The 18,211-nt window shown below is 63.8% G+C and carries 14 protein-coding genes and 1 tRNA gene; 10 read left to right on the forward strand and 5 right to left on the reverse strand.

Features of this window, described 5'->3' with window-relative positions; translation table 11 throughout:
• Positions 1–169 precede the first annotated feature (169 nt).
• Positions 170–1,195 (forward strand): alcohol dehydrogenase AdhP, encoded by a 1,026-nt coding sequence (gene adhP / locus RF638_RS12755; RefSeq protein WP_129700347.1) that lies wholly within the window; start codon positions 170–172, stop codon positions 1,193–1,195.
• Between the two features lie 9 nt (positions 1,196–1,204).
• On the opposite strand, the gene RF638_RS12760 is transcribed toward adhP, so the two are convergent.
• Both RF638_RS12760 and RF638_RS12765 read right to left on the reverse strand, forming a co-directional pair.
• Positions 1,205–2,020: a methyltransferase domain-containing protein gene (locus RF638_RS12760; RefSeq protein ID WP_129700349.1), complete on the reverse strand. Its 816-nt coding sequence runs from the start codon at positions 2,018–2,020 to the stop codon at positions 1,205–1,207.
• Positions 2,021–2,098: 78 nt separating this feature from the next.
• Positions 2,099–2,175 (reverse strand) — tRNA-Thr (locus RF638_RS12765).
• 175 nt (positions 2,176–2,350) lie between these two features.
• Between RF638_RS12765 and RF638_RS12770 the strand changes: the two genes are divergently transcribed.
• Positions 2,351–2,857, forward strand: a complete 507-nt coding sequence (locus RF638_RS12770; RefSeq protein ID WP_368630791.1) for a ferritin — start codon at positions 2,351–2,353, stop codon at positions 2,855–2,857.
• A 113-nt stretch (positions 2,858–2,970) separates the two neighbouring features.
• On the opposite strand, the gene RF638_RS12775 is transcribed toward RF638_RS12770, so the two are convergent.
• From RF638_RS12775 to RF638_RS12785, 3 genes are all read right to left on the reverse strand, one after another.
• A complete protein-coding gene (locus RF638_RS12775; protein ID WP_315279073.1) occupies positions 2,971–3,573 on the reverse strand; it encodes a TIGR03085 family metal-binding protein in 603 nt (200 codons plus the stop codon).
• A gap of 63 nt (positions 3,574–3,636) precedes the next feature.
• Positions 3,637–5,619, reverse strand: a complete 1,983-nt coding sequence (locus RF638_RS12780) for an ABC transporter ATP-binding protein (protein WP_259916410.1) — start codon at positions 5,617–5,619, stop codon at positions 3,637–3,639.
• Positions 5,616–7,361 carry an ABC transporter ATP-binding protein gene (locus tag RF638_RS12785; protein ID WP_259916412.1) on the reverse strand — a complete coding sequence of 582 codons (1,746 nt, stop codon included), beginning with the start codon at positions 7,359–7,361 and terminating at the stop codon, positions 5,616–5,618. The genes RF638_RS12780 and RF638_RS12785 overlap by 4 nt, the downstream gene beginning before the upstream one ends.
• Before the next feature lie 130 nt (positions 7,362–7,491).
• Here RF638_RS12785 and RF638_RS12790 point away from each other — a divergent pair, with 130 nt between their 5' ends.
• From RF638_RS12790 to RF638_RS12825, 8 genes are all read left to right on the forward strand, one after another.
• Positions 7,492–8,739 carry an Nramp family divalent metal transporter gene (locus RF638_RS12790; protein ID WP_095796939.1) on the forward strand — a complete coding sequence of 416 codons (1,248 nt, stop codon included), beginning with the start codon at positions 7,492–7,494 and terminating at the stop codon, positions 8,737–8,739.
• An 84-nt stretch (positions 8,740–8,823) separates the two neighbouring features.
• A complete protein-coding gene (locus RF638_RS12795) occupies positions 8,824–9,615 on the forward strand; it encodes a DeoR/GlpR family DNA-binding transcription regulator (protein ID WP_129700484.1) in 792 nt (263 codons plus the stop codon).
• Positions 9,612–10,568, forward strand: a complete 957-nt coding sequence (locus RF638_RS12800) for a 1-phosphofructokinase family hexose kinase (protein WP_095796937.1) — start codon at positions 9,612–9,614, stop codon at positions 10,566–10,568. The genes RF638_RS12795 and RF638_RS12800 overlap by 4 nt, the downstream gene beginning before the upstream one ends.
• Before the next feature lie 59 nt (positions 10,569–10,627).
• Entirely contained in the window at positions 10,628–12,778 is a 2,151-nt protein-coding gene (locus RF638_RS12805; RefSeq protein WP_368842169.1) for a fructose-specific PTS transporter subunit EIIC, read from the forward strand.
• Positions 12,779–12,791: 13 nt separating this feature from the next.
• Positions 12,792–14,522, forward strand: coding sequence for a phosphoenolpyruvate--protein phosphotransferase (gene ptsP / locus RF638_RS12810; protein WP_129700356.1), 1,731 nt, complete (start codon positions 12,792–12,794; stop codon positions 14,520–14,522).
• Positions 14,523–14,630: 108 nt separating this feature from the next.
• Positions 14,631–14,912: an HPr family phosphocarrier protein gene (locus RF638_RS12815; RefSeq protein WP_095796934.1), complete on the forward strand. Its 282-nt coding sequence runs from the start codon at positions 14,631–14,633 to the stop codon at positions 14,910–14,912.
• A 121-nt stretch (positions 14,913–15,033) separates the two neighbouring features.
• On the forward strand, positions 15,034–16,944 hold the full coding sequence (locus RF638_RS12820) for an FMN-binding glutamate synthase family protein (RefSeq protein ID WP_095796933.1): 1,911 nt from the start codon (positions 15,034–15,036) through the stop codon (positions 16,942–16,944).
• A 115-nt stretch (positions 16,945–17,059) separates the two neighbouring features.
• A complete protein-coding gene (locus tag RF638_RS12825; protein WP_095796932.1) occupies positions 17,060–18,142 on the forward strand; it encodes a peptidoglycan bridge formation glycyltransferase FemA/FemB family protein in 1,083 nt (360 codons plus the stop codon).
• Positions 18,143–18,211: the final 69 nt, after the last annotated feature.

The following is an 18,211-nucleotide window of genomic DNA, read 5'->3' on the forward strand; positions in this document are numbered from 1 at the left end:
GCTCATCACCCCAGGGAACTACGCGGACATTCTTACGTGAGGCACCCGCTCCCGTTCCCGGACCTTTTAGCTGAGTCTCGTCGTTCCGTTGAGACCGTGATGCGGGTCTTATAGACTGAAAATCCGCTGAGGCGGTTTCATCGACGGCACCGTGCAAAGGAGCATGAGGATGAGCTCGACATTTCAGGCAGCAGTAGTTCACAACTTCGGTGACGAACTCACTATCGACGACGTAGAGGTTCCTGAACCGGGTCCGGGGCAGGCGCTCGTCAAACTGATTGCATCCGGTGTGTGTCACACCGATCTCCACGCGGCCCAGGGGGACTGGCCCGTGAAACCCACCCTCCCGCTGATCCCGGGACACGAGGGTGTCGGCACCGTGGTCGCCGTGGGCGAAGGGGTGGATGACCTCAAGGAGGGCGACCTGGTGGGCAACGCCTGGCTGGGCAGTTCGTGCGGCAACTGCCAGTACTGCCGGGCCGGCTGGGAGACCCTGTGTGAGGAGCAAACCAACTCGGGGTACTCATCGAACGGTTCATTCGGCGAATACATGCTGGTGGACGCCAAGTTTGCCGCGCGGATTCCCGAGGGCGCGGACCCCTACGAGGTGGCTCCGGTGCTGTGCGCCGGCGTGACCGTGTACAAGGGGCTCAAGGAGACCGAGGTGCGCCCTGGTGAATGGGTCGTGATCTCGGGCATCGGTGGTCTGGGCCACCTGGCCGTCCAATATGCCGTGGCCATGGGTATGCGGGTCGCTGCGGTGGACGTCGCGGACGACAAGCTCGCGCTCGCCAAGAAGCACGGTGCGGAGGTCACGGTGAACGCGTTTGCTGCGGATCCGACCGAAGCCATCCAGAAGGAGATCGGTGGCGCCCACGGCGTGCTGGTCACGGCCGTTCATCCGGATGCGTTCGGGCAGGCGATCGGCATGACTCGCCGCAAGGGAACCATCGTGTTCAATGGCCTGCCACCGGGAGAGTTCCCCGCGCCGATCTTCGACATCGTGCTCAAACGACTCACGATTCGCGGTTCCATCGTGGGCACTCGTAAGGACATGGAGGAGGCCCTGGACTTCTACGCCCGCGGCCTGATCCATCCCACGTTCCACACCCGTGAACTCGGCGAGATCAACCAGATCTTCGACGAAATGCACCACGCCAAGATCGACGGTCGCGTGGTGATCAAGTACCAGTAGGTCGCGCGCTTACTTAGCTGTGGGAAGGGCCGGGCGCGCCAGGATCTCGGTGTGCAGCATCGCGAACCACGCGTCCGGCTCTCCCGCCCAGCTTTCCCAGGCCTCAGATATTTCGTCGAGTTCAGCGGGCGTGCTTAAGCCGAGTTCCACGGCTCTGCTCCCGTACGACGACGCTCGTACCCGTGCCGCCCACGAGTCACCCCACCAACGGGTTCCCTCCTCCGTGGCATAACACCACGACGACGCAGTGACCCGCACTTCCCGCAGGCCAGCTTTGCGGGCCCAGGATTTGAGGTGCCGCCCGGCATCGGGCTCGCCGTGGTTGGCTCGGGCCATGGCTCGGTAAATCTCCAGCCACCTGCTCAAACCGGGGGATTCCGGGAACCAGGCCATGGACGCGTAGTCCGCATCCCGCACCGCCATCACGCCGTCAGGTCTGCACACGTGGGACATTTCTCGGAGGGCCAGCACAGGATCCGGCAGGTGTTGGAGCACCTGGTGGGCGTGTACCACGTCAAAGCTCTCGTCCTCGAAGGGCAGGGCGTAGACGTCGGCGGTCATGAAGGTGACGTTGGACGAGTGCCGCGCGCGAGCGGCGTCGGCGGCGGAATTAACGGCAGCTGGTGACTGGTCGGTGCCGACCACCGGCCCCGGCGCAACCAGTTCCGCGAGGTCCAAGGTGATGGAGCCGGGTCCGCAGCCGATGTCGAGCAGGGACATCCCCGGGGACAACTCGGGCACGAGATACGCGGCGGAATCCGCGGCCGACCTCGTGCCGTGAGATGCCAGGACCGAGGGGGAGTGTCCGTGGGAGTAGAAGCTCATGTAAGCGGTTTACCGGGTGGCCGTCCCGGAGAAAAGTACTGCCCGGATGCTGAGACGAGCACCCGGGCAGTTCGGTGGTGGAGCCCCCTGCCGGATTCGAACCGGCGACCCTCTGTTTACAAGACAGATGCTCTGGCCATCTGAGCTAAGGGGGCGTGCCCGTCGCCGTGCGTGATGGCGCGGTGCTGGGACCGCTCCATATTACTGGACAACTCCCTGACGGACGAACCGTGTCCCGATGGTCGGGAGAGCTGAACCACTAAGGACGCCCGTACTTAGTTAGGAATTACTCACTATCGGGCGACACTCAAACGTGGTTTCATATCAATCATGGAAATCAAGGGAAAACTTGCCGAAGCCATTAATGACCAGATCACCATGGAGCTGCAGGCCACGGTTGTGTACCGCCAGCTTGCCATTGAAATGGACGTTGCCAGCCTGCCCGGATTCGCCAAGTGGTTCCGAGCCCAGGCCGCCGAGGAAATCACGCACGCCGAGAAGTTCATCGACCACATGGTCGACCGCGGTGGAGACCCGCAGATCGGTGACATGGCCGGACCCGACATCCAGGACAAATCCGTTCTGGGCTGCTTCGAATCCGCGCTGAACCACGAACGCAAGGTCTCCGAGTCCATCCGTAACCTGTACCGCTTGGCGCAGGAAGAAGGAGACATCGACTCCATGCCGCTGCTTCACTGGTTCATCAGCGAACAGGTCGAGGAAGAAGCTACCGTCGAGGGTATCTGCGATCAGGTGCGTCTGGTCCACAACGACGGTCCGGGTCTGCTTCGTTTGGATGGCGAACTCGGTTCCCGCAAAGCGCCCACCGTCGCCTAGCCCGATCGAGCTTGGGCTGAGCGACAAAAGGCCGGCACTGCGCAATCGCAGTGCCGGCCTTTCGCTATGCCATCAGCGTTTCCCCAGCACAGGGATCGTGACGGTGGAGTGCGTTACTCCTGGGTGATGTCCACGTCCGCCTGTTTCTGGCGGCCGAAGGCCCACAGCAGCAACTCGGACGGCTCGCCGCGAACCAGGTCCACGTGGCGCGCGGAGCGCTTGCCACCGCGGACGGCACCGAAACCATTGGCCAACAACACCACGGAGTTGGACTCCTTACGCAACATGGCGGGGCCCATAAGCTTGAGGATGTTCCAAAGGTCTTTCTGCTCGTCGTGGAGCAGTTGGCGGGCGTGCCACTGCGGCTGGGCACGGCGCACGTCCTCGTGGTGGACGAAGAATTCACCGGTGTTCATGCGCTTGTCCACTGGGGACCAGCGTGCGGGGGAGTGCAGCGGCGGGCGCTCCACCAGGTCGACCAGCTCTTCCCAAGGCATGTCGTTGTACTTGTTCTCGACGGTCTTGAAATGGGAACCCAGCACCGGAAGCTTGGGCGCGAAAATACCCACGGCGGCGTCGGGTCGGCCATCGCGAATCACCAGGTGGACCGCCAGATCGCGCGCGTTCCAGCCCTCGCACAGGGTGGGGGCGTCGGGACCCACGCGGCGTAGCAGAGCGGCCAAGTGGCGACGTTCAACATTGGCGAAATTAGTCATGAATCATCCGTTCTAGCGGTGCGTACGGTCAGTTTCCACGGTAGACGGGCAGGGTGCTGATTACTAGCGACCCTCCGCGGGAGCTTCCTGGGTGGGTCCCTGACCAGGGGAGAGTTCCGGAGTGTCAACGGGCGCCTCGGGTGCATTGAACTGTGAATCGTAGAGATCTGCGTAGTGGCCACCCAGGGCGATGAGTTCTTCGTGGGAGCCCTGCTCCACGATCTTGCCGGACTCCATCACCAGGATGGTGTCCGCATCACGGATGGTGGAGAGGCGGTGAGCGATCACGAAGGACGTGCGCTGGGCACGCAGCGCAGCCATTGCGTGCTGTACCAGCAGTTCGGTCCGTGTGTCCACGGACGACGTTGCTTCGTCCAGGATCAGCAGCGAAGGTTGCGACAGGAACGCGCGGGCAATGGTGATCAGTTGCTTCTCACCGACCGAGATGCTGCCGCCCTCTTCATCGATCAAGGTGTCGTAGCCGTCCGGGAGGGCACGAACGAAGCGGTCCACATACGTGGCCTTCGCGGCGTCGACGACCTCCTCGTCGGTGGCGTCCTGGCGGCCGTAGCGAATGTTCTCCATGATGGTTCCGGAGAACAACCAGGCGTCCTGGAGCACCATGCCCACCTGCGACCGCAGCTCATCGCGGCTGAGATCCCGGATGTCGATACCGTCCAGGGTGATGCATCCTTCATCGATCTCGTAGAAGCGCAGGATCAAGTTCACCAGGGTGGTCTTGCCGGCACCCGTGTGACCCACGATCGCCACGGTGTGACCCGGCCGGGCCTGGAACGAGAGACCCTCGATCAAGGGGCGTGCGCCGTCCGCCAATGCCTGCTTGTCGTAGGTGAAGCTCACGTTGTCGAAACGAACGTGACCGCTGGAGCGTGCCGGGAGGTGCTGCGTTGCGGTCTCCGGATCTTGCTCGTCCGCGTCCAACAACTCGAAGGTGCGCTCGGCAGACGCCACACCCGACTGCAACTGGGTGGCCATGCCGGCCACCTGAGACAGGGGCTGCGTGAACTCACGCGAGTACTGGATGAAGGCTGTCGCGTCACCGAGGGTCATTTGACCGGTCGCAACACGCAGCCCACCGAACACGGCAATGCCCACATAGGAGAGGTACGAGATGAACTGCATGACCGGCATGATGGTGCCCGACATGAACTGCGCACCGAACGAGGCCTTGTAGAGCTTCTCGTTGCGTTCGTCGAACGTGGCATCCATGTCGTGCTGCCTGCCGTAGGCGTGCACCAGCTCGTGACCGGAGAAGGATTCCTCGATGTGGCCGTTGAGGTGACCGGTCGCTTCCCACTGCTGCGTGAACAGTTTTTGGGACCGTGTACCGATGAAACCCGCGGCCACCGCGGACAGGGGCAGGGCGATCAACGCAACCAGTGCCAGCTGCCATGACACCACGAACATCATCACGGTGATGCCGATGACCGTGAGCACGCTCTGCACCAATTGTGAGAACGCCTGCTGCAGGGCGGTCTGGATGTTGTCGACGTCGTTGGTCACGCGGGACATCACGTCACCGCGCTGGCGGGAGTCGAAGTAGCTCAGGGGCAGAGCATTGATCTTCCGCTCCACCTCGGCACGCAGGTTGTACACCACGCGCATCACCACGATGTTGAGAACGTAGCCCTGCAACCACATGAGGAGTGACGCCATCGCGTACATGCCCAGCACGGTGAGGATCAGCGTGCCCAGGAGGGTGAAGTCCACGCCCTGTCCCGGAACCAGGGTGATGGCGGACATCATGTCGGCCAAGGTGTCCTGGCCCTGCGCTCGCAGCCCGTCGACCACTTGGGCTTTATCCACTCCCTCGGGTAGCTCCCGGCCGATCACACCGGCGAAGATCACGTCCATGGCGCGCCCCAGCACGCGTGGTGCGTAGACGCTCAGGACGACTGAAACGACCACCGCCGCGAACACGACGGTCAGGGCGAGCTTGTGCGGGAACAGAAGCTTGACCAGGCGAACGGCGGAGGGCCAGAAATGGCGTGCCTTCTTGACGGGCTCTTCCACTTCGTAGCTCATGACCGACCCCCGGTGCTCTGCTCAGCGCTGAGCTGAGACTCGACGATTTCGCAATAGGTGTCGCTGGAGTCCAGCAGTTCCCGGTGCGTGCCCCGGGCGGTGATCCGCCCGTGCTCGAGAACCAGGATCTGGTCCGCCCCGGTGATCGTGGAGACACGCTGAGCCACGGTCACCACCGTGGACTGCCGGGTGACGGGCCGCAGGGCCTCGCGCAATTTAGCGTCCGTGGTGACGTCCAGCGCCGAGAACGAGTCGTCGAAGACGTACACGCGGGGGGCGGTCACAATGGCGCGCGCAATGCACAGCCGCTGCCGCTGACCTCCCGAGACGTTCGTGCCGCCCTGTGAAATGGGAGAGTTCAAACCCTCTGGTTTTTCTCTCACGAACTCGTCCGCCTGAGCCACCGCGAGCGCTTCCCACAGTTCGTCATCGGTGGCCTCCTGGCGGCCGAAGCGCAGGTTGGACGCAATGGTGCCGGAGAAGAGGAAGGGCTTCTGCGGTACGAGACCGACACTCGAGGCCAGTTCCTGCGGCGGGTATTCGGTGAGGGCGACGCCGTCCAAGGTCACCTTTCCCGCGACGGGGTCGAACAGCCGCGGGATCAGGTTCACGAGTGATGACTTGCCGGAACCGGTTGCACCGATGATGGCCAGGGTCTGACCTGGTACGGCCGAGAAACTAATGCGATCCAGCACGGGGGCTTCGGCGCCGGGGTACTGGAACGTGACGTCATGGAACTCGAGAGTGCCGTCATGGGACGCGGGGTCCATAGGGTGAGCGGGCGGGTGCATGGTGGGTTCGGTACTCAAGACCTCGGTGATACGTTCGGCACAGACCACTGCTCGGGGGACCATCATCATCATGAACGTGCCCATCATGACGGCCACGAGGATCTGCAACAGGTACTGCAGGAACGCGGTGAGCGCACCCACCTCGATGAGCCCCTGGTCCACCCGTTGTCCGCCGAACCACAGTACGGCGGCCGTGGCGATGTGCATGATCATGTTGATGATGGGGAACATGAGCACGAACAGCGAGCCGATCTGCACGGAGATGTCCGTGAGTTGCTGATTGGCGCGAGCGAAACGCTCGGTCTCGTGACGTTCCTTGACGAACGCCCGAATCACGCGGATGCCGGTGATCTGCTCGCGGAGTACCCCGTTGATGCCGTCGATGCGGTCCTGCATGATGCGGAACCACGGCATCAGTTTGGCCACGATGATGCCCAACAGCACACCCATGACGGGAATGGACACCCACACGAGCCAGGACAGCCCCGGGTCCTCACGCAGGGCCATCACAATGCCACCCACGCACATGATGGGTGCCATGACCATGAAGTTGAGTCCCATGAGCGTGAGCATCTGGATCTGCTGGACGTCATTGGTGTTGCGGGTAATCAACGTGGGAGCGCCGAACTTCCCCACTTCGCGAGCGCTGAAGGATCCAACCTGGCGGTACACCGAACGGCGCACATCGCGGCCCAGGCCCATGGCCGTGCGGGAACCGCAATAGACGGCGATCACCGCAGCAATGACCTGAACGAAAGCGACGCCCAACATCACGGCACCGGTACGCCAGATGTAATCGGTGTCTCCGCGGGCCACGCCCTGGTCAATGATCCGGGCGTTGAGACTCGGCAGATAGAGCGTGGCGATGGTCGAAGCCAACTGGAAGATGAGTACGGCGATGATCCAGGGCCGGTAGGCGCGGGAATAGGTGCGCAACAAACGCAACAGCATGCGGGGTCCTGACTGTGTTCCTAGCGAGCGACGCTCGGCTATGTGAAACAGGATACGCCTGGGCTCAGACACCCAAACGAGCTAAAGTTTCGGTATACCGAAACTTTGAACTGCAGCACCAGGAGGCACCGTGCTCAACCGCAGGACCCGGGTCGAGAACCGTCCCGCCACTCGCGGCATCATCACGGCACTGGGGCCGGCATTCGTGGCGGCCATCGCCTATGTGGACCCGGGCAATGTGGCAGCCAATGTGAGCGCTGGGGCGAGTTTCGGCTATCTGCTCGTGTGGGTCCTCGTGATTGCCAACGTGATGGCCATGGTCATCCAGTACCTCTCGGCCAAGCTGGGCATCGTCACGGGCAAGTCCCTTCCCGAGGTGGTGGGGGAGTCGCTACCCCGTAGGGCGCGTATCGCCTATTGGGTGCAGGCCGAATTGATGGCCGTGGCCACTGACGTGGCCGAGGTGATTGGTGGCGCCCTCGCACTGTGGCTGCTGTTCGGCGTTCCGCTGCCCCTGGGTGGCGTGATCGTGGCCGTGATCTCGATGGCTGTGCTGTCCGTTCAGAACCGGCGGGGCCAGCGGATCTTCGAAACCGTCATCCTGTCCATGCTGGGCATTATCACCGCGGGTTTCCTGGCGGGGCTGGTCGTAGCACCGCCCGAGCCCGCCGGTGTGCTGGGCGGTGTGGTGCCGCGCTTGCAGGGTTCGCAGTCTCTGGTGCTGGCGGCGAGCATGTTGGGTGCCACGGTCATGCCGCACGCGATCTACCTGCACTCCGCGCTGTCCCGTGACCGGCACGGTGGTGCACATGGGGTTCGGCACACCCAGTACCTGTTGCGGGCCACGCGAGTCGACGTGGTGATCGCACTGATCGTCGCCGGGTCCGTCAACATGGGCATGTTGTTGTTGGCGGCGCGCAACCTCTACGGCGTGGACGGTACCGACACTATCGAAGGCGCGCACGCGGCCATTGCGGAGGCGCTCGGTCCGGCGGTGGGCATCGTCTTCGCCATTGGTCTGTTGGCCTCAGGATTGGCCTCCACCGCGGTGGGTTCCTACGCCGGGGACGTGGTGACGGCGGGGTTGTTGCATCGTCGGATCCCGCTGTTCGCGCGCCGGGTGTTCACCATGATTCCCGCCGTAGTACTGCTCGCGGTCGGAGTCGAGCCCACGGCGGCGCTCGTGGGGAGCCAAGTGGTGCTGAGCTTCGGCATCGCCTTTGCCTTGATTCCGCTCGTGTGGTTCACCGGGCGACGCCGCCTGCTCGGGCAATTCACGAACGGTCCGTTGCTCTCGGGGTTCGGTTGGGCCAGCTCCGGGATCGTGGTCGCGCTCAATGTTGTCTTATTGGGACTTATGGCAATCGGTGCAGCCTAGGGGCTAGTAAAACCACACAAACACACATAAACTCACATCACAGTGAGGGGAACCACTGTCGCAGCCCCCAACCGTGAGGTGCATATGTTCGCTGAGGAACGTCAAGAAGAAATCGCCCGACTCGTGGCCCAGTCCCGCCGTGTCAACGGTGCAGAGTTGGCCAAGCGGTTCTCCGTGACCATGGAAACCGTGCGCCGCGATTTGGCGGTGCTCGAAAAATCCGGGAAGCTGCGACGCGTTCACGGCGGTGCGGTGTCAGCCGATCAATCCACCAGCGGGGAACAGGGGATTGACTCGCGGCAGCGCATCAACGCCGACGAGAAGCGGCGGATCGCCGCGGCCGCGCTCGACGTCCTGGTCGATTCGGGTGCGGGCGCGGTGGTCCTGGATGCCGGTTCCACGGTGGAGATGCTGGCCGACCTGTTGCTGCATCGTGACAACGGCTTGCAGGACGGTCAGGAACGGCTGATCATCACTCACGCATTGCACATTGCCGCCAAGCTCGCGGATACGGACGGCATCGGCCTGGAGTTGGTGGGTGGTCGAATTCGAAAGCTCACCTGGGCCGCTACCGGTGCTCGGGCCAGCCAACATTACGAGCAGCTCCGCCCGGATATCGCGTTCGTGGGCTGCAACGGCATCCACGCGCAGTTCGGACTCTCCACCCCGGATCCCATTGAGGCCGTGGTGAAAACCGCGATCGTCCGAGGCGCTCGCCGAGTGGTGGCCATGTGCGACCACAGCAAGCAGGACCGGGAAACCCTCATGAAGTTCTGTTCCCTGCCCGAAATCGACACTCTCATCACCGATCGGGCACCGGGGGCAGAGCTCTCCCGTGCCCTCGAAGAAGCCAATGTGGAGGTGATTGTCGCGTGATCGTCACCGTGACACTCAATCCGTCCGTCGACCGCACCGTGGAACTCGCCGCACCCTTGCAGCGTGGCCAGGTGCAACGCGCCGAACGAACCAGACAGGACCCCGGTGGCAAGGGGGTGAACATCTCCCGCGCGCTGCAACTCAGCGGCGAGCCCACCTTGGCCGTGGTCCCGGGGGACAATAACGACCCCTTATTACAAGGGCTCGAAGAGGCAGGCGTGCGGTACGAATCCGTCTCCGTGGGCGCACCGCTGCGTTCCAACATCACCGTGACGGAACCGGGCGGCACCACGACCAAGATCAATGAACCCGGTCCCGAACTGGACTCCGACACCGTGGAACGGATCATCGACCAGCTCATCGCGCGCGGAGCGGGCGCCCAGTGGCTCGTCCTTGCCGGTTCGGTCCCTCCCGGGCCCGCCCCCAATATCTACGCACACATCATCAACCGCGTTCGGGCGGCACTGGGAAGCGCGGCACCGCGCATTGCCGTGGACACGTCCGGCCGGCCCCTGGCCGAGTCGGTGTCCGAAACGGTGGATTCACAGCCGGACATCATCAAACCCAACGGGGAGGAACTCGCCGAATTACTGGACCGCACGGACGGCGAAACCCTCGAAGCGGACCCGGCCGCGGCGGCGTCGGCGGCTCGTGCCCTGATCGAGCGTGGAGTGGGCGCAGTGCTGTGCACCCTGGGCGGGCATGGCGCGGTCTTGGTGACCCGGGACGGTGCGTGGCACGCCGTGCACGAACCCGTGACCGTGAATTCCACCGTGGGCGCCGGCGACAGCGCCCTGACGGGGTACCTGATCGCCGACGTCCGAGGCGAATCGCCGGAGGACTGCCTGCGCCAGGCCGTGGCCCACGGATCCGCCGCGGCAGCTTTGCCCGGAACCCAAATGCCCTCGATCGACAACACCACACCGCAAGCCGTGACCGTAACGGCCTTGTAGCTGGCCCTCGGGCCGGGCCGGCCCACCTACGCACCACGCGTACACCACAAGGAGCACCCATGTCGGATCTCATCAACCCCAGATTGGTCCTGTTGGACCAGGACCTGGGCAACACCACGGAAGAAGTGATTCGCGAACTCGCGAGCACCGTTCATCGCGAAGGCCGAGCGGAGAACGCGGACGCACTGGCCGCAGACGCACTGGCCCGCGAAGCCAAGAACGCCACCGGTATCCCGGGTGGTATCGGCATCCCGCACTGCCGTTCCGAGGCCGTTACGGAAGCCACGCTGGTCATGGCGCGGCTGCACCCGCCGGTCGATTTCGGCGCCAAGGACGGCCCCGCGGACATCCTCTTCTTCATTGCAGCACCGGCCGGCGCTGACCAGGCCCACCTCAAGCTGCTGTCCAAGCTCGCGCGCTCGCTCATGAAAAAGCCCTTTGTGGCCTCGCTGCGCGAAGCCGAGACGCCCGAGCGCGTTGTCGAGCTCGTGGATGATGCTCTTGGCCTGGGAACACCCGCCGACGCCAATCCGACCGGTGGCGTTGCGGCGGCACCCGCCGCGACCCCGAGTGATACCACCACCGACGGCGCCCAGAACGGCGCCGGTAACGTGACGAGCGCTGGTTCCACGGCGGCTGCGGCTGCGGTGGCCGGCCCGAATACCGTTGCCGCGGCGGACGGTGCACCGGGTGCGGCCGCTTCCGGCGCTCGTCGGTTGGTGGCCGTGACCGCGTGCCCCACGGGTATCGCTCACACGTACATGGCGGCTGATTCGCTCAAGAACACCGCGGATGAAATGGGCGTCGACCTCCAGGTCGAAACCCAGGGTTCAGCGGGCGCCACCCGCCTGGATCCGTCGGTGATCCGCAATGCGGAAGCCGTCATTTTCGCCACGGACGTGGACGTTCGTGAACGCTCCCGGTTCGCAGGATTGCCCTATATCGCTTCCGCTGTGAAGCGTGGCATCGACGAACCCCGCGAAATGATTGATGAGGCTCTGGCCGCCGCCGACAACCCGGACGCCAAGCGAGTCAGCGGTGACCCGGCAGATGCGAGCCAGACCTCCGACGCCGCAGAAGGCTGGGGAACCCGCATCCGCAAGGCCGTGATGACCGGTGTCAGTTACATGATCCCGTTCGTGGCGGCGGGCGGTCTGCTCATGGCCATTGCCTTCATGATCGGCGACGCGCAGGCAGTTCCCGTGACTGCGGACGAGATCCTGACGACCGCAAGTCTGGGAAACCTGGGTGACGTGAGCTTGGGTGCCTACATTGCGGCTGTACTGTTCAAGATCGGCAGTCTCTCAATGAGTTTGCTGGTCCCGGCGCTCGCGGCGTACATCGCCTACGGCCTGGCCGATCGACCCGGTATCGCACCGGGCTTCACGGTGGGTCTGGTAGCCAATTTCATGGGCGCGGGCTTCCTCGGAGGCATTGTGGGTGGTTTGCTCGCCGGTCTGTGCGCTTACTGGCTCACGCTCCCGCGGTTGCCCCGTTGGCTCGGATCACTCATGCCCGTGGTGATCATTCCGCTGTTGGCCACGCTGTTCGCCGGCGGTCTGATGTTCTTCCTGATCGGCGGCCCCATTGCCCTGTTCATGGAATGGCTGACCGGCCTGTTGACCGGCATGAGCGGTGCTTCCGCCATGGCTCTGGGAGCCGTGCTCGGACTGATGATGTGCGCTGACCTGGGTGGCCCCATCAACAAGGTCGCGTACTCGTTCGCGGCTGCAGGCCTGGGTGCTGCGACTGTGGCGAATACCGCCCCGCAGGAAATCATGGCGGCCGTGATTGCGGCGGGCATGGTTCCTCCGCTGGGTATGGCCCTGGCCTCCACGGTTCTGGGCCGCAAGTACTTCACGGCGCAGGAGCGTGAGAACGGAAAGGCTTCGTGGCTGCTCGGCGCATCGTTCATCTCCGAGGGCGCCATTCCCTTCGCCGCGGCGGACCCGCTGCGCGTACTGCCCGCCTCGATGCTCGGCGGTGTGGTGACCGGTGCCATGAGCATGGCCTTCGGTGTCACCTCGGTGGCGCCGCACGGAGGGATCTGGGTCATCCCCACCATTGGCGGGCCCATCTGGTTCATCCTGTCCATCCTGGTCGGCACCGTGATCACCGCCGTGACCGTGGTCGCTCTCAAGCACATCGGCAATGCGCAGAAGCGCGTGGCCGAGGCGACCGTTGCCGAACCAGCTCCCGTCAACGCCTAAGGGTGTGAACGACATGGAACATACACAGTCAGAAATCAACGCCGTTCAGTTGCGCTACACGGGTGTGGGTGTGAGCCCCGGCCGGGTGATCGCTCCGCTGATTCCCATGGCACCTCCCGTCGCGGCGCCCCCGGAAGGCGACCCGCTCGTGGAGGAGATCGACGGCGCCGTCGAACGTCTGAATGACGCTGCCACAGCGGTGAAGGCCGAGCTGAAGGAGCGTGCCGAGCGCGCTCGCTCCGAGGCCGCCGCCGAGGTGCTCAAAGCCACCTCACTCATGGCGGGCGACAAGGCCTTGATCAAGAACGCGGTCAAGCTGGTGCGCAACCAGTCCCTGAGCCCGGAACGCGCACTGTGGGACGCCGCCACCGGATATGCCGACCAGATGCGCACCATGGGCGGTTACATGGCCGAACGCGCCGCGGACATTGAGGACGTCCGGGCCCGCATCGTGGCCGAGCTGCGCGGCATGCCCGCTCCGGGGGTTCCCCAGCGTGTCGAACCATTCGTGCTGGCGGCGGAGGACCTCGCTCCCGCGGACACCGCGGTGCTCGACCCGGACACCGTGGTCGCCCTGGTCACGTCCTCCGGCGGGCCGCAATCGCACACCGCGATCCTGGCCCGGAACCTCGGATTGCCCGCCGTGGTTGCCGCAAACGGTGTGACCGACATCGAGTCCGGAACCTCAGTGTTCGTGGACGGCTCTGCAGGATCTGTGGTGACCCACCCCGGTGCCGAGCACGAGCAAGCGGTCGCCGCGTGGCATGAAGCCTCGGAGCAGCTGGCGAATTTCGACGGTCGCGGCGCGCTCGCTGACGGCACCGAGGTCGCATTGCTCGCCAACGTGGGCACCGCCGACGACGCTCAGGCGGCGGCCGCGGCCGGCGCGCAGGGCGTGGGGTTGTTGCGTACGGAATTCTGCTTCCTGGGGCGGGACACCGAACCCACGGTCGAGGAGCAGACCGAGGCCTACATCGAGATCTTCAAAGCCTTCGGTTCCGACAAGATCGTGGTGCGTACATTGGACGCCGGGGCGGACAAACCCCTACCGTTCCTCACGGACACCACCGAGCCGAACCCCGCGCTGGGTGTGCGTGGCTACCGTACGGACTGGACCACTCCGGGTGTGCTGGCGCGCCAGCTGCAAGCGATAGCCGCCGCCGCGGATCAGACCGAGGCAAACGTGTGGGTTATGGCACCCATGATCTCCACAGCGGGAGAGGCCGAACACTTTGCCGGTCTCGTCCATGCTGCGGGGCTGAAGGTGTCCGGAGTCATGGTCGAGACCCCGGCCGCTGCGATCACCGCGGAACAAATCCTGGACCGCGTGGACTTCGTGTCCCTGGGCACCAACGACCTGACCCAGTACACGATGGCCGCCGACCGCATGCTCGGTTCCCTGGCCGAACTCAACTCGCCCTGGCAGCCGGCCGTGCTGCGCATGATCGAGCGTACGGCGGCGGGTGCGCACGCGGCGTCGTCGACCTCGGGAATGCACAAGAACGTGGGCGTGTGCGGTGAGGCCGCCGCGGACCCTGCTCTGGCAGTGGTGCTGGTGGGGCTGGGTGTGGACACCCTGTCCATGAGCCCGCGCTCGCTGGCGGCCGTGGCTGCAGTGCTGTCCCGGGTCGATCCGGAACAGGCTCGTACCGTGGCGCAGACCGCGTTGGACTCCACGAGCGCCCAGGAGGCCCGCGATACGGTCCGTGCCCAACTGCCCGTGCTGGAGGAGCTCGGACTCTGAGCGAAACACTCGGTGCGCCTGGGGACAGACCCGGGTGGCACGGAACACAATGGAAGCACGTCTTGTCCGGGCCCCGAATCGGACAGGCGACAACACAGAGGAGTTGCAATGGCAGAACGCACCGCAACCGTGGCCTCGCGAGTGGGGCTGCACGCACGACCAGCAGCGATCTTCGCGGAAGCCGCCGGTGAGTACGAAAACCTGGAGATCACCATCCGGTCCGACGGCGAAGGCGCCGAGGACGGGATGGATGCCGCGTCGGTACTGTCCCTGATGTCCCTGGGCGCGGCCCACGGAGACAAGGTGATTTTGGCCGCAGACGGCGACGGCGCCGACGAAGCCCTGGACCACCTGGTCTCCATCATCGAGACCGATCATGATGCGGAATAGTGATTTCATTCATCTCACCGCCTGAAAAGTGACATATCGGACACCACACTGCGTGGTGTCCGATATGTCATACAGGGGGTCATGTCGCCCGCTGTCACCGTTTCGGGAGTACGGTGATGGCATGGTGCGAATTCTCATTTTGGCTGCCCTGATCGTGGCGGCAATCGCTACGGTCACGGCCGCAATACTCGGTCCCTGGGGATGGTGGATCCCCGCTGTCATCTTCATCCTGCTGCTACTGCTCGGTATTCGAGACGCCGTGCAAACCCGGCACTCGATCCTCCGAAACTTCCCGGTGCTCGGACACGCGCGCTATTTCCTGGAGGAGATCCGCCCGGAGATTCAGCAGTACTTTATCGAGCGCAACTGGGACGGTAAGCCGTTCAGCCGCGATCAGCGTTCTTTGATCTACTCGCGTGCCAAGGGTTTCAAGGGTGACAAGGCCTTCGGTACCGAGCTCAACGTCAATCAGCCCGGCTACGAATACTTCATCCAGTCCATCGCACCCAAAGCGGTACCTGATCTGGGTCACCGTGTCCGATTGGGCGGCCCGGACTGCACGCAGCCCTATGACGCTTCGCTGCTCAATATTTCGGCCATGAGTTTCGGTTCACTGTCCAAGAACGCGGTACTGGCCATGAACAAGGGTGCGGCACAGGGCGGGTTCGCGCACGACACCGGTGAGGGTGGCCTGACCAAGTACCACCGTGCCTACAACGCAGATCTCATGTGGGAGTTCGGCTCGGGATATTTCGGAACCCGTGACAAGGACGGCCAGTTCGACCCCGAGAAGTTCCGGGAGAAATCCAACCTGGAACAGGTCAAGGCCATCACCGTGAAGCTGTCGCAGGGTGCCAAGCCCGGTCTGGGCGGTGTTCTCCCGGGAAACAAGGTCACTGAAGAGATCGCCGAGGCCCGCGGCGTACCGGTTGGCGAGACCTGTATTTCTCCGGCCAGCCACTCCGCATTCACCACGCCACGCGAACTGGTTCGCTTCATCGGCCAGTTGCGTGAACTCTCGAATGGTAAGCCCATTGGCTTCAAGCTGTGCATCGGCTCCCGCGTGGAAATCCTGGCCATCTGTAAGGCCATGATCGAGGAGAAGATCACCCCCGACTTCATCATCGTGGACGGTTCCGAGGGCGGCACCGGTGCGGCACCTCTGGAGTACCAGGACCATGTGGGTACCCCGCTGGTCGAGGGCATCATCCTGCTCCACAATGCACTGGTGGGCACCGGGCTGCGTGACCGCATCAAGATCGGTGCGGCCGGCAAGATCATCTCGGGTCACGACATCGTGCGCCACATCATTCAGGGCGCGGACTTCTGCATGAGCGCTCGCGCCATGATGATGGCCGTTGGCTGTATCCAGGCTCAGAAGTGCCACACCAACACCTGCCCCGTGGGCGTGGCCACTCAGGATCCCAAGTTGTACCGTGCCCTGGACGTCGATTCCAAGGGCGATCGTGTGGAGCGCTACCACCGCTTGACCGTTGAAGAGGCCGGACAGATCATCGCCACCATGGGTTGCGAGAGCCCGGAACAGATGACGCGCCAGATGCTGCGCCGTCGCATTACCGCAACCGAGAGCGTTTCCTACGAGTCGCTCTACCGTTGGCTGGATCGCGGTGAACTGTTCGAAGGTGTAGAAGGCGGCTGGGGCGAGGACTGGGACTACGCCAGCGCTGACAGCTTCACCCCGGGTCACCCTGGCAAGTATGTGTACAACGATCGCACCGAGTTCACTCACGAAGGGGAGACCACGGTGCGTCGCGAACCGGAACTGGCAACCGTGGCACAAGGATCCTCCGCAATGGGTTCGGACGTCACGCCTGAGCCTCGGCATGGCACTGCCCCTCGATTGGCCGACCACGAATTGACCGGGACCGCCTCGAGACAGGACGATCGCCGGTCCAGCAATGTGGGAGATACCAAACGCGCCGAGGGTCAACCCGGTACCGAGCCCGGTGCCCAGCACACGACTACGAGCCCGGATGAGACCGACGGGCACGTGGACCCTGCCGACAAGTAAGATCGGAAACTGACCTAGAATGTGGGTCGGAGATTCCTCCTGAGGCGGCGTCGCGACCAGCGGCGTCGCCTCAGGTCCACCGAGCTACCGGTACCGAACCAGGATTGAGAGAGCCTTGCGAGAATTCACCGCACGCTTTGCCACTGACGAAGAAATTCGCGCGTGGGACTCCCACGTCACGGCCAATCCCTCCGGCGGCAACCTGCTGCAGTCCGAGGCCTTCGCGGAGGTCAAGAAGGACCACGGGTGGACCCCGCGCCACGTGGTGTACGAACCCACGGATGGTTCGCAGCCCAGTTACAACCTGGCTCTCGAAAAGCGTGTCCCCGGTCTCGGCAAGATCTGGTACATGATTAAAGGTCCGGACGTGGAGTCGATCGATGACATGCCCGGGATCGTGGCGGCCAACAAGAAATTCGTGGCAGGCGCCGCCAAAGGTGTCTTCGCGATCAAGTACGAGCCCGAAATTCTGGCCTCGGACTACGCGAGCGGCCTGCTGGCCCGCTGTGGCCTTGTGAAATCCTTCGAGATCCAGCCCAACGATTCCACCGCCGTGCTGGACACGACCCCCGATGAGAAGGCGCTGTTGAAGTCGCTGCACTCTCGTGGCCGTAATGCCGTGCGCCGCGCCACCCGCGAGGGCTGCGAGGTCGAACGGGTGGAACTCACCGAGGACAACATGCGGGCCATGTACGCCCTCATGGACACCGTGGGGCAGGGCCATGCAAAGGTCACCCTGCGTTCCTACGAGTACTACCGCGCCTTCTGGACCAATTTTGCCGAACGCGGCCAAGGTCGGCTCTACTTCACCTATGAGGACGGCGAACCCTCGGTGGGTGCCTACGTGATCGCGTACGGCTCCAAGGGCACCTACAAGGACGGCGGTTCCAAGCCGCGCCGCAAGCAGTACGGTGATTCGCACCTGCTTCAGTGGCAGGCCATTCTGGATCTCAAGAACGACTTCGAGATCGAACAGTACGACTTCTGCGGTACGCCGCCCAGCGACCAACTCAAGAACAAGGAGCACCACTACTACGGTCTGGGGTTGTTCAAGACGAGTTTCACCAAGACGGTCGTGGACTATGTGGGCGTGTGGGACCAGCCACTGAACAAAGCCAAGTACGCGGCGTGGGCCAACCTCGGAGAAAAGGTGCAGCGTCAGCTCTGGGTTCGCCGTACCGGTCAGCCGTTCTACTGATCCGTGGCGGTGTAGAAACTCGTCTGTACACCGTTCATCACCACTAGCAGTAACCTGCGGGGTCAGGGA

The sequence above is a fragment of the Kocuria sp. CPCC 205235 genome (genome assembly GCF_040980905.1).
Taxonomy (GTDB): domain Bacteria; phylum Actinomycetota; class Actinomycetes; order Actinomycetales; family Micrococcaceae; genus Kocuria; species Kocuria carniphila.